This window comes from Melioribacteraceae bacterium 4301-Me, from assembly GCA_041538185.1.
Classification (GTDB): Bacteria; Bacteroidota; Ignavibacteria; order Ignavibacteriales; family Melioribacteraceae; genus Pyranulibacter; species Pyranulibacter aquaticus.
Genome location: JBGORM010000003.1, coordinates 25,243 through 41,431, shown reverse-complemented (window position 1 = coordinate 41,431; position 16,189 = coordinate 25,243). Strand labels below are relative to the sequence as shown.

The window sequence follows — 16,189 nt, the reverse complement described above, 5'->3', positions numbered from 1 at the left end:
TAAATTCAGCGGCTAAGCAATAAATTGTTGTAACTCATTATTTTATACAGAAACATCAGTCATAATTTTTGCGGATTTACTTAACTACCTGCGCAAATATATCCATTGTAGTTTTTATCGCTTTGTTTAATGCCTCCTCAAATTCATTTTCATTTTTGAAATGAAGGAAACTATACAACTCTTTCTTTTGTAGCTTATCGGCTGGAATATTTTGTGAGCTGCTGTTAAACAAATTTTGGTTTGCAAGTAGAATGTTCTTAAATAAATTAAAATTACTAAGTAAGATTTTACTTCCTGCTTCGTATGGCAATTCTTTAGTAAATAGTCGAATTCGTTTTACAGTACTTAGGCCAAAACTTTTGTTCAAGTTATGATGTGTTTTTAGTAATAGGAAAGACAGGATAAAGTCGATTGTTAACAAACCACCCCGCCCCTTTTTCAAGTTAAAAGAAGATTTTAGTACTGATTGAAAATTACTCTCAGCTCTTTCATGCATTTCTTTTATTTCTTTTGAAAGAATATCCACTGGAATTTCTCTAACTTTTTCGTTTATATATTTAATAAACTTATTATAAAGACGTTTGTTACCACAAATAAACTTAATTTTTGATAATGCTTGAAACTCCCATACTCTCGCTCGCTTATTTATATAATCAATGTAATTGTTTATGTCCCACACGATATAACTACTTTTACCTTCTGGTCTCAAACGAAAATCAACTTGAAAGGGGGATAGTTGAATTTTTATATCTTGTGAAAACTTTTGAAAAACTTTGTTGGCTTCGGATAAAAGGTCTTCATTTTTATTAACAATTATTAAATCAATATCGGAGTTGAAAGTAAGTTCACCTGTTCCAAAACTTCCAAGTCCTGCAATAAAATATTCATCTTTAAGGCTCAGCTCAGAAGATTTGTTAATAATTATCATTCTCAAAAATTCAGTAAGATACTTTGAAACTTTTCGGTGGTTAATTAAATTCATTGAATATTGTATAGAAAGGATAAAAATCAACTGTCTGATTGTTAAATAAGAAAAGTGGTTCTCAATTTTTTTTATAAAAACAAAATGGGTTAGTATATGTTCGCCTAAATTTTTGTCAGTAAACAAGAGGTCAATTGCCTTTTGGTTTCGCTCGCAAATTTTCAATACATTTTTAAAAAATGTATTATTAGTCATTTCATTATACCATAGCGATGGAAAAGTAGTTGTTCTTATTATTTTTGTTAAATTGTCGAGAGTCTTATCTGGGTTAACAGATTTTTCAAGAAATCTAAAAAGTGTTTTTGAAATTTTGTTGAACAGGTCAATTGTTCTGCTGTCGAACTCTTTCTTCTCCAGCAGGCCTACCCCAGTCTGCAAAAAACTCAAGTTCCGTAGTGCAGTTTTTAGATTCGCAAATTTTATTTTTCCCCAATCAATTCTTTCTAAATCAAGTTTATCTTCACTTAAGATTGATTCATAAATTTTTTTAACCTCTTTTCTGTTTTTTTCTACTAAATAATAGAATTCATTTTCATCAGCTAAGCCCAAATAATTTATTAGCTTACAAAGTATTTCTTTGTTTTTTGGTATTGTATGCGTTTGCGTGTCATTCATTAACTGTAAAAAATGCTCAATTTTTCTATAGAAAATATATGAGCCTGTAAGCTGACTGGTTTCTTCATCACTAAGTAATTTTAACTGGCTTAGTAGGTTAACTGCTTTTAATGTGTTACCTGTACGCAGCTCGGGATTTCTACCACCGTTTAATAACTGAAGAAATTGGACAGAAAATTCAATATCTCTAATACCTCCCGAAAAGAGTTTAACATTTTCCTTTTCACTAAGGTTCTGTTCTATATTATATTTTAGTTTTCTTATTTGCTCTTTTGGTGAAACAATAAAACTTGACGGAAATATAAAAGGAGTTAAGTAATTCTTAAACTTTTCAAAAAGTATTTGACTGCCGCAGACAAAATTTGCTTTAATAAGCATTTGACGCTCCCAATCCTCTCCCCTCGTTTCGTAGTATCTGAGATAATCACTCAATGATTGGCAAATTGGAGAATTCTTTCCGTCGGGTCTTAATCTAAAATCGACTCGATAAATATAACCTCTTTCAGAAATTTCTGTTGATGATTTTATAAATAAAAGTGCAGCTTCGGATAAAATTTCACTGTAACTTTTAGCTAAACTAATTTTAGGATAAAAATCATCTTCATAGAATAAAATTAGGTCAACATCGGAACTGTAATTAATTTCATTGCCACCTAATTTACCTAACGAAACTAAGCAATATTTTTCTTCGTCAAGCTCAACCTTATATTTTTTTAGAGTTTCTGTGTAACATAAATCAAACAAAATTTTATTGATTGCCTTTGCTAAGATAGAAAGTTGTGCTATTGTTTCTTCCAAGCCTTTTATACCAAGAATATCTGCAAGTCCAATCCGTAGTATATATCTTTTTTTAACTTGTCTTAATAAATTTAACTTTACTTCAAGGGATTTGTATTTACCAAGTCCTTCTGCTATTTCATTTAACAAGGAGTTTTCTTCCAACTGTGAGTTTAAATAGCTTTGGTCAAATAATTGATATAAATATTCTGGGTTGCGTACAATAATATCTGTTAAATAATTACTGCTTGCTGCAATTGCATAAACTATTTCTGCATGATGAGGATAATTAATGCAGTCATTAAAGAATGATACTTTGTCAAAAAGGGAGTTAAAAATTCTGAGGAGATTAGATTCAGTTGTTTTATCGTAACAATACTTATTAAGTTCTTTTTCGAATGTGGAAAGCAGTTTTTCAAATTTTACAGAATCGAAAAAACCTTCTGTGTAAGTAATCAGTTTTTCAATAAATTGTTTTGAAAACTCTATTATTCTTTTTTCCAAGTTACAGTTTGTTATTTGTTTTACTGTTGTCATTCAAAAAATGTTTGTAAATAAAAAATAATATTTTTTGATGAATTATATAGCTTAAGCAAAATTATTATCTCACAAATTTCAAAAGATAAAAAATCACTTTTGCATGAACTTGTTTTTCACAGCAAGCAGAGATAACCTTAAATAAACAGAAATTGGTTCATTCTTACGATAATGGCAGCCAATGCCAAATTTATTTCTTTTGAAAATTCCCAACTAACTAAATCAAAACTGAAACTAATATTTTACTGCGTGTTATAATAACTCAAAAAAAATTATTGGGAATGTCCCTTAGCAACAGATGCAAGGTAAATTTTTTTGGTTAAAAATTTGGGTTGGGACTGTGGATTTAGAGTGGACTTGGAAAAATACGTTTCATTGCATTTCAGAAGCCCTTTATTTAACTTTAATTTTTGAAAAACAAGGAGATTTTGATGTTTGAAAAAGTAGTAAAAAAGATTTTTGGTGATAAAAATACGCGTGCTCTTAAAGAATTATATCCTATCGTTGATAAAATAAATGAAATTTATGAGACTCTTAAAGACCTCACGGATGATGAACTTAGACAAAAAACTGTTGAATTTAAAAATCGAATAAATTCTGAAACACAAGAACTTAGAACACAAATTGAGCAACTGAAAGCCAAGTTAAAAGAAGATACTTTAGCAGAAAGTAAGCATGAGATATACGATAAGATAGAAGAACTTGAGTCTCAATTAGATGAAAAGTATAATAAAATATTAGATGAAATACTCCCGGAAGCATTTGCAGTTGTGAAAGATACTTGTCGTAGACTCGTTGGCAAAACTTGGGAAGTTGCTGGAAACAAAATTACATGGGATATGATTCCTTACGATGTCCAATTGATAGGCGGAATAGTTCTTCATCAAGGCAAAATTGCAGAGATGGCTACCGGCGAAGGTAAAACTCTTGTCGCTGCCCTTCCTATTTATTTGAATGCTTTAACGGGAAGAGGTGTGCATTTAGTGACTGTCAACGACTACCTTGCCAAAAGAGATTCTGAATGGATGGGAGAAATTTATAAATTTCATGGACTTACCGTAGGCTGTATATTAAATACAATGGACAGTCAAGAGCGCATAAAACAATACAATTGCGATATTACTTACGGCACTAACAACGAGTTTGGGTTTGACTATTTACGCGATAATATGGCAATCTCAAAAGAAAATTGTGTTCAAAGAGGGCACAATTATGCAATTGTTGATGAAGTCGACTCAGTATTAATTGATGAAGCACGAACTCCGCTTATTATTTCTGGACCAGTTGAAGTAGCTGAACATAAATTCGACGAAATGAAACCTAAAGTTGAAAGACTTTTTAGAAAACAAGCTAATCTTGTAGCTAACATTGTCAACGAGGCTGAAGCACTACTGAATTCAGGCAATAGTAAAGACAGAGAATTAGCAGGCATTTATCTTTTTAGAGCACACAGAGGACATCCTAAAAATAAAAAATTGCTAAAATTGCTTAGCGAAGCTGAGAATAAAAAATTAATGCAGCAGACAGAGTTGGAATTCCTTAAAGAAAATGCTAAACGAATGCCTGAAATCGATGAGGAGCTCTATTATGCAATTGAAGAAAAAAATAATCAAATCGATATAACCGAAAAAGGAAGAGAAGAACTTGCCTTAGGAACACCCGAAGGTAAGGAATTTTTTGTACTGCCAGACCTTGGCTTAGAAATTAGTAAAATCGAAAATGATGAATCTCTCACACCCGAAGAAAAAATTAAAAAGAAAGATGAACTTTACCACATTTATAGTGAAAGATCAGATAGGATTCACACAATAAATCAATTATTGAAAGCCTACACATTATTTGAAAAAGATGTAGAATATGTAGTAACAGAAGATGGCAAAATTGCAATAGTAGATGAATTCACTGGACGTATTCTGCCCGGAAGAAGATACTCAGATGGACTTCATCAGGCTATTGAGGCTAAGGAATCAGTTAAAGTAGAAAGGGATACTCAAACATTAGCTACAATAACACTGCAAAATTATTTTCGGCTTTATAAAAAACTGGCAGGAATGACTGGCACAGCAGAAACTGAAGAGTCAGAATTTTATGAAATATATAAATTAGAAGTTGTTGTAATACCGACCAATAAACCAGTAGCAAGAATTGACGAAGACGATGCAATTTACCGAACTAAAAGAGAAAAGTACAACGCAATAATAGAAAAGATTAAAGAATTAAGAGAGCAAAGAAGACCAGTTTTAGTTGGTACTACAAGTGTAGAAGTTTCTGAAACATTAAGCAGAATGCTCAAAAGGCAGGGAATACCACATAACGTGCTTAATGCTAAACAGCATCAGAGAGAAGCAGAAATAATTGCATATGCAGGTCAACCAGGAGCAGTAACAATAGCAACCAACATGGCTGGCAGAGGTACCGATATTAAACTTGGTGCAGGTGTAAAAGAAAAAGGTGGTTTGTATATACTCGGTACAGAACGCCACGAATCGCGACGAATCGATAGACAATTAAGAGGTCGTGCTGGCCGCCAAGGTGACCCAGGCACATCTAAGTTTTTTATTTCCCTCGAAGATGACCTGATGAGATTATTTGGAAGCGATCGCATAACTAGTGTAATGGGTAGAATGGGAATGCAAGAGGGGGAGGCGATTCAGCATCCGCTTATTACTAAATCTGTAGAAAGAGCCCAAAAAAAGGTTGAAGAAAACAACTTCGCCATTAGAAAAAGATTGCTTGAATTTGATAATGTAATGAACCAACAAAGAGAAGTGATTTACTCAAGAAGAAGGCAAGCCCTTGAAGGCGAAAGATTAAAAGACGAGATTCTCGATTACCTTGATGAGTATATTACAGATTTAGTTGACAAGTATTATGATGATGGCAATATTGAAGCTATCCATAATGAAATTCTTCAACACCTATTAGTCGATTTTCGAATTGAGCCTCAAGTTTTTCAGGATATTGGGAAAGACGGCGTAAAAGAGAAAATAATGCACGCTGCGATAGATTTTTATGAGAGAAAAGAGGAAATGTTAGGCCATGAATTAATGGCGCGTCTCGAAAGATATGCCGTTTTAAGCGTTATAGATGAAAAATGGAAAGAACACCTAAGAGAAATGGATGACCTCAAAGAAGGAATAGGACTAAGAGCATATGGACAAAAGGACCCACTCCTTGAATATAAAGCAGAATCATTTAAATTGTTTGTAAACTTACTTGAACAAATCCGAAATGAAGTTATTTCCTTTGTCTTTAAATTCTTTCCTCAAATGCCAGATGAAGTTCAAACAAGAAGACGAGCTCAAGCTCAACGCATCAGTGCCATTAAAGATAACGTTACTAATATGGGATTACATTTGCAGCCAAGTGATGGTGAAGCAGTTCGTAGAGGTAAACCTCAACCAGTCCGCGTGGAAGCAAAAGTAGGAAGAAACGACCCATGTCCATGTGGAAGTGGTAAAAAATATAAAAACTGTCATGGAAAACTTTCCTAAGGTAATATATGAAAAAAATTGAAGCTTTAATAAGACCGTTCAAACTCGATGAGGTTAAAGAAGCTCTCTTAGATGAAGGAATTCGCGGAATGACTATTACAGAAGTTCGTGGCTATGGCAGGCAAAAAGGTCACAAGGAAACTTATCGGGGAAGTGAGTATCAAATAGAATTTATACCAAAAATAAAAATAGAAATAATAGTTGAAGATGATATAGCCGAAAAAATTGTAGATACTATTTTACGTACTGCTAAGACTGGTCAAGTAGGAGATGGCAAAATTTTTATTTCAAACATTGAAGACGCTGTAAGAATACGAACTGGGGAATCTGGCGGAGCAGCTCTGTAAAATCTTGCGATGAGACTAGTATATGACCAATAAAAATTTTCACCTCGTGAAAATAATTACTTTTGTTGCATTTCTAATTGGACTTAGCTCTTGCGGCATTTGGGAGAATTTTACTGTTTATTTTAATACCTATTACAATGCCTCCACTTTATTCAATCAAGTAGAAAGTGATATTCAAAAAGCTATTAAAGACCCTTTCGAATTCAAGCTATTGCCAATTACAAATCAACAAAAACAAGATTTAACAAAAGTTATTGAAAAGTGCTCTAAAATTTTGCAGTTCAACAAAGAATCCTCGTACTTTCAAGATGCACTTTTTATAATTGGCAAAGCTTTTTATTATCAAGGTGAATTTGCAAAAGCACAACGCAAATTTCTTGAACTTTCTTCAGTAAAAGAAAATAATTACCTCCTTGATAACCAACTGTGGCTTGCTAAAACACAACTCCAATTAAGAAACTTTGATGAGGGACTTGCGCTCATAGATTCAACTATTGCAAGTGCGTTGAAAGAAAATGACAGAAAGATTTATACTGAAGCATCTATTGAACGAATCTCTTTCTTAATTTATAGAGAAAGATATGACGAGGCAGCAGAAACTGCTAAAGAATATTTGAAGAATTCAAAAGACGACGAAATGAACGCTTTGGTAGCTTATCAACTTGGTGTCATTTATGAAAAAATTAAAAATTACGATAAAGCCGCTGAAGCGTTTTCTTTGGTTGAAAATTACTCGCCAACTTTTGACGTTGAGTTTAACAGCAAGTTCGAACATGCGCAACTTTTAATTCAACTCAATAAACTTGATGAAAGTCTCTCTGAACTGGAAAATTTGAAAAACGATAACAAATTTAAAAATTTCTTGGACAGAATTAATTTAGCTATTGGTGAACTATATTATGATCAAAATAAAATTGATAAAGCACTGCAAATCCTAACATCTGTTGATTCAACATATAGCAAAACCGAATATGGTGGTCAAGCAAGTTATGATATAGCAAAAATCTACGAATTTAAAATAGCTAATTATGATAGCGCTAAAAAGTATTATGCAAAAACCACTTCATCTTTAGCAAAAAGGGAATTAAAAGATACTTCTACAGTAAAGGTAGTGTTATTTAATAAGTATTTTGGGATTAGAGATAATATTAGAAATTTTACTGACCAGCTCCGCTACATTAATGACCCGATTGCATACGAGAGAGATTCAATTGATTATTACCTTACTGCAAGAAAACTTATGGAACTTCAAGATGAAGAACAACAGAGAATCCAAAGTCAAAGACAATTCCCGCAACAAATGGGAAATGTGGTTAACAATCCGGATTTAAGTGAAACGCAATTAAAAACTTTAGAGGCACAAAAGCTGCAGGCAGCAATCAATTGGGCACAGCAAAAATTACAATCGAACCCAACACCTGATATTTTAGAGGTCGTTAAAAAAGGCAGATTAATTAAGCCTGTAAAACCAGCAATTTCTAAAGACTCTGTAAATGCTCTGCTTTGTAAAAATTACTATGACTTGGGCAACCTTTTCTTTACTGAATTTAATTTGCCAGATTCAGCATTTTATTACTACCAAAAAATAATTGATAATCCTAACAATAAAACAATTATTGACAAAGCCTACTATGCAATAGCTTCTTATTACGAAATTGAAAATAAAAAGGAATTGGCAGATAGTATTTACACAATAATTTATAACCAGTTTGAGAAAAGCCCTCTCCATTCTGAAGTGGCTAAAAAATTAGGAAAGGTTAAAGTTGAATCCAGTACCGACCCGGCGGAAAAACTTTTCATTGAAGCAGAAAAAAAATATTTTGATAAAAAATACGCTTCCGCAATAAATGATTATTACAACATTTACTTGGAATACCCCAAATCTGCTTTTGCTCCTAAATCTCTATTGGCTATTGGAATGATTTACGAAGACGCATTAGCAAAAAATGATTCAGCTGCGGCTATATACGATACACTAGTTAAAAAATATTCTATTACAGATTATGCCAGAACAGTGCAGGCAAAATTGCAGGAGTATGAGAAAGAAACAAAGTTAAAGGAAGCTGAAAAACAAAAACCTAAACAAGATTCACTGCAAAGTTCTGCAAGTAATTCAGCAAGTGATTCCCTAAAAAACCAACAATCGAAATCAATCAATGATAAAAAGTTGCCCATAGAAGAAAAAGATTCTAGACAGAAACCTGAAATAGATAGTTCAATTGTTTCGCAAAAAGAGAGCCTTAAGGATGAACCCAAACAAGAAATAAAAAATTTAATTAAGTACGACACTAGTAAAACAAAGAAAGACACCTTAAAAGAAGCAATTGAAAACAAAAGTAAAGTTGATACAACCAAGAAGAAAAATTTTTTTTACAGAAAGTAGTTTAATTCATTAAATTTACAATCATCAAAAAGACCACTTAGAACTTATCTAACAATTAGCAAAAATGACACACGAACAAGCTCTTGAATTAATCAAACAAGGCGAGGGATTAAAAGTAGAGTTCAAGCAACGATTTCCATCGTATGAAAAATTTGCAAAAGAAATGATTGCCTTTGCAAATACTTGCGGAGGAGTTATACTTTTAGGCGTTGATGATGATAAATCAATCTTCGGTATTGAAAGTGAAAAAAGTGATATAGAGTTAATTAAAGAAACTGCTGAAAAATACTGCGTCCCTCCAATAAATTATTCTGTAACATTATTCGAAATAAAAAGAAAAGAAGTCTTGTTAATTGATATTCCAGAATCTAAAAATAAACCCCATAGAATACAGGATTATCTGCCTACCCTTAATCTGAACACTGCAGCTGTTTATATTAGAGTAAAGGATAAGAGCGTTCTTGCAGGTAAAGAAATGATTAAGTTAATGCAATCGCAAAAAGAAGGAGTACCATTAAAAAAATACAGTATAGGGAAAAATGAAAAAGCTGTTTTTGATTTTTTAGAAAAGAACGAGCATATAACAGTTAAAGACCTTAGTAACACTGCCAATATTTCATTAAGAAGAGCATCCCGCACACTTATTAACTTAGTACGGGCTAATTTGTTAATGATTCATGTAAATGAAAATGGAACTGAATATTTTACTTTAGCCAGTTGAGTTTTGATTATCATCGTATATACGCCTCAAGTCAAAAATAGCAATGCCATAAGCTACAGCAACATTTAATGATTGTTTAATTCCATACTGCGGAATCTCGATTGAAAAATCACAAAGTTCAAGTAAGTCTTGTGAAACACCATTTATTTCGTTGCCCACAATTAAACACACCGGAAAAACTTCTTTTGTTAATTTATAGTAAAGTTGACTTTTGTCTGTTAATTCTAAAGCACAAATTTTTACTCCCTTTACTTTAAGAAAAGTAATTACTTCTTTGGGGTCGTTTACATATTCCCATTCAACACTTTCTTGCGACCCAAGTGCTGTTTTTAATACTTCTTTTTGAGGCGGGTGAGGCGTGTATCCGCATAAATACAGTTTTTCTATCATTGCTCCATCGGAAGTTCTAAAAATTGAACCAACATTATATGCACTCCTGATGCTGTTCAATATAACATAAACCGGCAGTCTCTTTACTTTATGAACTGTTTCTAAAGTACTCCTTTTTTTTGAAATTTCTTCATGAGATAATTTTTTCATACTTATGGATTTGATTTGGTTGTAAGATGCAAACCTATAACTCCAATAAAAATTAAAAGTATAAATAAAATACGTAATATATCCTTAGGCTCATCAAAGTAAATCATTCCATATATTGACGTGCCAATTATACCTAAGCCAGTCCAAACTGCATATGCAGTTCCAATTGGAAGATTTTTTACCCCAAATGCAAGAAAAACATAAGTTAATATCATACTAACAACAGTTAAAATTGAAGCTCTAATTTGAGTGAATCCTTGACTGTACTTTAAGCCGACTGCCCAAGTAATTTCGAAAATGGATGCAATAAATATATATAACCAAGACAAATTTTTACCCCATTTATTTATAGATTTATCGTTAAAGCAATCATTAAAGAAAAATCAGTAGTTGAATTATTTCTCTTATATAGGCAATGTATTTTCTCTAACTCTTATAAATTTTTAACCAAAGAAAAGAAAAAATATTAGACAAAAGTTGCAAATTCTTTTTACTCTTTTTAATTAAACAGTATTAATATGTACTGATTCTTTTAACTGAACTAAAGTAACCCATCTCCATCTTGAATTTGACATTGACTTTACACTGCATAAAAACCTAATGAAAAAATATCATGAATATGATTTGACAATTTCTACTTTATATGGTCTTAATATTTATTACTGCTATGCCACTAAAATCGTTCAGCTTTATATTTATTTTATCCGGCAGACCTCTAATGATAGTCTGAAAATTAATTTGGCTTTGTACCTGCTTACTAAATATTTCAGTATTTTTTGAATATACACTAATGTCTAACGAACCCGTTTGAAATGATGATACAGTGATAGTCACTTGAATTGAATCTTTTTGAAAAATAACATCGTAACTCTCATCATACTGATAATTAGTTGTATTAGCAGTGAAATTAAATGAATTATTGCTTATATCAGCCGATACCTCGTTCTTTGTAGTATTATTATCAACAATTTCTTCATTTTTATTACATGATATAAATGAGAAAAGTGTAATGAATAAAATTGTGTTGATATATTTGTAATATTTCATGACTAACCCCTTTCATTTTTTGTGTAAAAAATTCACAGATAGAATTAATATTTACTTTGATTTCAATTATCGCAGCTATTTAAATTTAATTGCAAGCTGTCCGCATGCAGCGGCAATATCGTTACCCTGTGTATCGCGTATCATAACAGTTATATTGTTATTCCTTAACTTATCAGCAAAGGAATAAATTTTTTCAATTTCTGTTGTCTTTAGTTCAGCAGAAATACCTGAAGGATTCATATGTTCTATACTGTTAAAAGGTATTATATTGATTTTAGATGGTAGCTGTCGGCATAATTTCGTAAGCTGTCTAATGTCAGCTTCGGTATCATTAATTTTTTTCAGCATAGTATATTCAAAAGTGATTCGTGTATTTGTTTTTTTTGCATAATACTTTAATGCCTCGATATTTTCACTAAGCGGGTACTTTTTGTTTATAGGCATTATTTTATTTCTGATGCTGTCAAATGCAGAATGCAAAGAAAAAGCAAGTTTTACTCTGTAACCGCTGTCAGCTAATTCTTTTATTTTATTAGGAATGCCGGCAGTAGAAATTGTAATTCTATTTCTGCTTATCCCTTTGTTCAATTGATTTGTAAAAATTGAAATGCTATTTAATGTGCTGTTAAAATTTAGTAATGGCTCACCCATTCCCATGTAAACAATGTTAGTAATATTTTCTTTGCCAAAATTTTTAGCTGCAAATAAATATTGGTCAATAATTTCTGCAGCGGATAAATTCCGTTTATAGCCCATTAGACCCGTTGCGCAAAATTTACAGTCCAAAGGGCATCCAACTTGTGTAGAAATACAAAGTGTGTTTCTATCTTTTTCAGGTATTAAGACTGCTTCAATTTTATTTTTGTCTGTAGTTAAAAATAAAAACTTTTGCGTGTTAGTTTGATTAGATTTCTGTGTTGTTAATAGTTCTAATGAATTTAAAGTACAAATTTCGTTAAGCTTGCTGCGAAGTGTGGCGGGTAAATTCTTCATTTCATTAAAATTATCTGCCAAATGGTTGTAAATCCAATTAAAAACCTGGTCACCTCTAAACTTAGGCTCTCCTAAAGAAGAGAAAAAGTCTCTTAGATCAGACAGGGTTAATCCTTTTAATTGTGTTTTCTTTTCGGTCAATTTCATAGTTTATCCTAAGACTTAACACAAAAATAAGATTTATAGTAAAACATAGGAATATAACGTGAAGCTAATTTCAAATTGTTATTTTTCTATATCTTTTTCTTGCAAGCAATGTTTGTAGAAAAAAATAATAGTTCAAGATAGAAATCCCCAAAAGAACTAACTAAAAGATTATTTGGGGCAGGATACTTTGGAACAACAAATTTAGACTGCAGACTATTTTTTTTCTTTTATTATAATGGAATAAATTAGTGGTAAAAATAATATAATAAAAAAATAAGATACTATAATACCGCCAGCAATGCTAATACTTAAGTGCTTCCAAAATGTTTCGGATTTCGTTAACATAAAAGGAATGAGAGCACCAAAAGTCGTCAACGCTGTAGATGTAATAGCCCGAAGGCGTACTTTAACAAGTTGAATTAAGTTTATATTCTGATGCTGAGAATATTTAGAAAAGTAATTTACTAATACAACAGAATTAGAAACTGATAAACCTACCAACAACAACATACCGGCATAAGCTCCTCTATCAATATTACTATCAGTCAACCAAAAAAGAAGAATTGCCCCAACTATTGCATAAGGTATTGCCAAGATGATTACCAAAGGTTTCTTAAAAGACTCTAAAAAAATAGAAGTTACAATAAATATCACAATTACAGCAGCACCTAAAATTTTCCAAATATCTATTTCATCTTCTTCAGAAAAAAGAAATAAAAAGTCTAAAGGCTTAATAGAATATCCTTCGGGTATGTTAATCGAAGCAATTGATTGCTCCATAAAGTTTTTTCCGTATTTATAAGGTCCCTTGTACTCAAAACTGATATAACGTACATATTGCTGATCAACTCGATTAATGGAGGACAAAACTTTTTTTTCTTGAAAATTAATTAGGTCTTTAACTTTCAATTTTTCTCTTTCGCCTTCAGTAACAATAAGGTTTTTTAATTCTTCCAACTGAATATTGCTATAGTTAGAAAATTTTACTCTGTACTGCACAGCTTCATTGTCGATTCTAAATACATTGTAACTAAAATTGCCTGCGGTATTTTTAGCAATTATTGAAAACAAATCATTAACATCAACACCAAAAGCGGCAAGTTTATCTCGTTGGATATTGCCTTGTATTTCATATGTATCCTTTGCCCAAAATGTGCGAGTTTTATCAATATCAACGTTATCTATTCTGGGATTTATTTTTATCTTGTCTCTAAAGTTTTCTGCCAGTGATTTAACTTTTTCATAATTATATCCTTTCACTTCAACATTATACATGCTGGAATACCCGCCTGATGTATTTGAAAAACCAGGACCAAAACCATATACATATGAATCCACGCCTCCAAGTCGTGTTATATAAGCAGTAATATAATTTTTGAGAATATATGGAAAGGCTGAATTCGCTTGTTCTGGAGTGAATTCTATATTTAAGATTGCTGTTTCTTCATTTATTACATTAGCAGTAAGAGTCTTAAAATTTTTCTTATACTCTAAGATTTCGTTCTCAAGCTCTCTGGAAAGCTTATTTATTCTTTCAATTCTATTACCGTTAGGCAGTTCGAGACGAACATAAATGTAAGTAGTTTCACCATAATTCCATAATTCACCTCTTGAGACATGATTAAAGAAAAGATTTAGTACGCCACCAAGTGAATAATTTATGTAAGGTTTTATATCATGATATTCCTCTGAATCAAAAATAAAGTTGTAAACGCTGCCTATAATTGGCACATCAATTCTTGATGGAAGCAGCCAAACAGGCAACCCAATTACAAGAATCAAGAATAACAAACACAATTTTTTTCTTTTGATTACCTGCTCTGCTATTGTATAATAGATTTTAAGTAAGATATTTTCCTTTGTATTTTGAGAGATAATATTTTTATTTGCTTTATACGTTTTTAAAAACAACATCGGAACAACGACAAAAGAAACCAACAATGAGGCAAAAAGTGTAAAGCCTATTCCCAAAGCAAACTGCTTAAAATACAGCTGCAATTCTCCAGTTAAAAAGATTAAAGGGAGAAAAACTGCAATAATTGTAGTTGTAGATGTCAATAATGGCAAAAACATATCTTTAACAAGAATAGTCAGATACTTTTCCCCTCGTCCATCATAGTGCTTATCAAGATAATCGATAACAACAATTGAATTATCGACAATAAATCCAAAACCAATAACAAAACAAGAGATAGTGATTATGTTAAGAGTAAGATTAAACAAATAAAATAAAGCAAAAGAAGCTAAAAGAGAAAACAAGATGGATAAAATTATGATAAACGCAAAACGTAGGTTTTTAAAGAGTAGAAAAATGATAACTAGTATAATAATCAACGAAAAAATGCTGTCCTTATATAATTCATTAAGATCCTTGCTAATATCTTCGCTTCGGTCAATCTCTTTTATTATATTGAAATCTGCAGGGAAAGATTTTGCTAAATCATTTATTTTTTCTTTTACTAATTTTGCCACCGATAAAGTATTAGCACCAAGTTCCTTGTCAATAATTAAAGTGACAGTTTCTTTACCATTGATTCTGTAATAACTTAATGGTTCATCATAATCATCTATGATTGTAGCAATATCTTTGATTCTTATTGAACTTCCGTCTGGAAGTTTTTTAACAACTTGCTCCCCTATTGTTGATGGTTGAGTTATATGGTTATCAATTTTTAAGAAGATGTTACTGTTATTACTCTCAATTTTACCAGCCAAAAGTATTTTTTGAGTTTCTAAGACGGCAGTGTTAATTTCTTCGTTATTAATATCAAGAGATTTAGCCTTATTGTAATCTATAATTATTTCAATGAGTCGTTCTGAACCTCCTTTTACTTCAACATTAGAAACACCGTCAATATTTTTCAATTTCAGCACAACATTATCTAATAAATATTTTCTGACCTCGTTAGCCGACCTATTAGCAGAAATTGAATATGTTAAAAAGCCACCAAGATTTTCAAAATCTTTTGGAATATATTGTGAGATGCTCGGTGAACTAATGCCATCTGGCAAACTTTTTTTTAACGAAGAAAGTTTTTCATTTATTTGAACACGAGCGAAGTTTATATCAGCAGAAGGGTGAAATTCAATTGTTACCGTAGAATATCCTTGTGAAGATGTAGAAGAGATTTTTTTTAGTCCATTAAGAGTCGCTAATTCAGCTTCAATTGGTGAAGTTAAATATGCTTCAACTGCTTCCGGTGAAACACCGGGCCAAAACACCGAAACTGTTAATCGCGGGTATTCAACATGTGGTGTAAGTTCTACAGGCAAGTTGAAAATTGAAACTATACCAACAACAACCACGCTGAAAAAAAACATTGTGGTTGTTACCGGTCGTGTAAGAAACGTGTAGAATACTTTTTTCATGGTGATAAAAAATTACTCATGTAAATTGTCTGAATGTGATTTCTCAATTAATTATTTTGTGAGTACCCGTGTAACTATCTCTATCCACTTGTTGCCTCATGCGCTTATAGAACACGGATAACACAGATAAACACGGATTTACACGGACAAATATTCCCAAACTTGCTACAGCAGGTAAACTAAAATTTAATTTTATTTCTTTTATTTAAAAATGGTTTAATAATTTTTCCATTAATT

The 16,189-nt window shown here is 31.7% G+C and carries 10 protein-coding genes; 4 read left to right on the top strand and 6 right to left on the bottom strand.

All coding sequences use genetic code 11. The annotated features are described in order from the left end of the window. Nucleotides 1–76 precede the first annotated feature (76 nt). Complete coding sequence (locus ABRY23_06145) at nt 77–2,911, bottom strand: hypothetical protein (protein MFA3782632.1); 2,835 nt, start codon at nt 2,909–2,911, stop codon at nt 77–79. Between the two features lie 431 nt (nt 2,912–3,342). Here ABRY23_06145 and secA point away from each other — a divergent pair, with 431 nt between their 5' ends. The 4 genes from secA to ABRY23_06125 all read left to right on the top strand — a co-directional run bounded on the left by secA (nt 3,343) and on the right by ABRY23_06125 (nt 9,856). Continuing rightward, nucleotides 3,343–6,405: a preprotein translocase subunit SecA gene (gene secA, locus ABRY23_06140; protein ID MFA3782631.1), complete on the top strand. Its 3,063-nt coding sequence runs from the start codon at nt 3,343–3,345 to the stop codon at nt 6,403–6,405. An 8-nt stretch (nt 6,406–6,413) separates the two neighbouring features. Beyond that, nucleotides 6,414–6,752, top strand: coding sequence for a P-II family nitrogen regulator (locus ABRY23_06135; protein MFA3782630.1), 339 nt, complete (start codon nt 6,414–6,416; stop codon nt 6,750–6,752). Between the two features lie 22 nt (nt 6,753–6,774). After that, nucleotides 6,775–9,135 carry a tetratricopeptide repeat protein gene (locus tag ABRY23_06130; GenBank protein MFA3782629.1) on the top strand — a complete coding sequence of 787 codons (2,361 nt, stop codon included), beginning with the start codon at nt 6,775–6,777 and terminating at the stop codon, nt 9,133–9,135. A gap of 64 nt (nt 9,136–9,199) precedes the next feature. Further along, nucleotides 9,200–9,856, top strand: coding sequence for a helix-turn-helix domain-containing protein (locus ABRY23_06125; GenBank protein ID MFA3782628.1), 657 nt, complete (start codon nt 9,200–9,202; stop codon nt 9,854–9,856). On the opposite strand, the gene ABRY23_06120 is transcribed toward ABRY23_06125, so the two are convergent. The 5 genes from ABRY23_06120 to ABRY23_06100 all read right to left on the bottom strand — a co-directional run bounded on the left by ABRY23_06120 (nt 9,845) and on the right by ABRY23_06100 (nt 15,952). Continuing rightward, a complete protein-coding gene (locus ABRY23_06120) occupies nt 9,845–10,396 on the bottom strand; it encodes an RNA methyltransferase (protein ID MFA3782627.1) in 552 nt (183 codons plus the stop codon). The two genes, ABRY23_06125 and ABRY23_06120, sit on opposite strands and share 12 nt — an antisense overlap. Nucleotides 10,397–10,398: 2 nt before the next feature. Then, nucleotides 10,399–10,725, bottom strand: a complete 327-nt coding sequence (locus ABRY23_06115) for a multidrug efflux SMR transporter (GenBank protein MFA3782626.1) — start codon at nt 10,723–10,725, stop codon at nt 10,399–10,401. Nucleotides 10,726–11,035: 310 nt separating this feature from the next. Beyond that, nucleotides 11,036–11,443: a hypothetical protein gene (locus tag ABRY23_06110; protein MFA3782625.1), complete on the bottom strand. Its 408-nt coding sequence runs from the start codon at nt 11,441–11,443 to the stop codon at nt 11,036–11,038. Nucleotides 11,444–11,518: 75 nt separating this feature from the next. Further along, nucleotides 11,519–12,583 carry a 23S rRNA (adenine(2503)-C(2))-methyltransferase RlmN gene (gene rlmN / locus ABRY23_06105; GenBank protein ID MFA3782624.1) on the bottom strand — a complete coding sequence of 355 codons (1,065 nt, stop codon included), beginning with the start codon at nt 12,581–12,583 and terminating at the stop codon, nt 11,519–11,521. 213 nt (nt 12,584–12,796) lie between these two features. After that, the gene (locus ABRY23_06100; GenBank protein ID MFA3782623.1) at nt 12,797–15,952 is read right to left on the bottom strand and encodes an efflux RND transporter permease subunit; all 3,156 of its coding nucleotides are present in this window, start codon (nt 15,950–15,952) and stop codon (nt 12,797–12,799) included. Between the last annotated feature and the right edge of the window lie 237 nt (nt 15,953–16,189).

Excerpts from the sequence above, each read along its gene's own strand:
- ABRY23_06145 (MFA3782632.1), bottom strand. The coding sequence starts at position 2,911 with ATGACAACAGTAAAACAAATAACAAACTGTAACTTGGAAAAAAGAATA.
- secA (MFA3782631.1), top strand. The coding sequence starts at position 3,343 with ATGTTTGAAAAAGTAGTAAAAAAGATTTTTGGTGATAAAAATACGCGT.
- ABRY23_06135 (MFA3782630.1), top strand. The coding sequence starts at position 6,414 with ATGAAAAAAATTGAAGCTTTAATAAGACCGTTCAAACTCGATGAGGTT.
- ABRY23_06130 (MFA3782629.1), top strand. The coding sequence starts at position 6,775 with ATGACCAATAAAAATTTTCACCTCGTGAAAATAATTACTTTTGTTGCA.
- ABRY23_06125 (MFA3782628.1), top strand. The coding sequence starts at position 9,200 with ATGACACACGAACAAGCTCTTGAATTAATCAAACAAGGCGAGGGATTA.
- ABRY23_06120 (MFA3782627.1), bottom strand. The coding sequence starts at position 10,396 with ATGAAAAAATTATCTCATGAAGAAATTTCAAAAAAAAGGAGTACTTTA.
- ABRY23_06110 (MFA3782625.1), bottom strand. The coding sequence starts at position 11,443 with ATGAAATATTACAAATATATCAACACAATTTTATTCATTACACTTTTC.
- rlmN (MFA3782624.1), bottom strand. The coding sequence starts at position 12,583 with ATGAAATTGACCGAAAAGAAAACACAATTAAAAGGATTAACCCTGTCT.
- ABRY23_06100 (MFA3782623.1), bottom strand. The coding sequence starts at position 15,952 with ATGAAAAAAGTATTCTACACGTTTCTTACACGACCGGTAACAACCACA.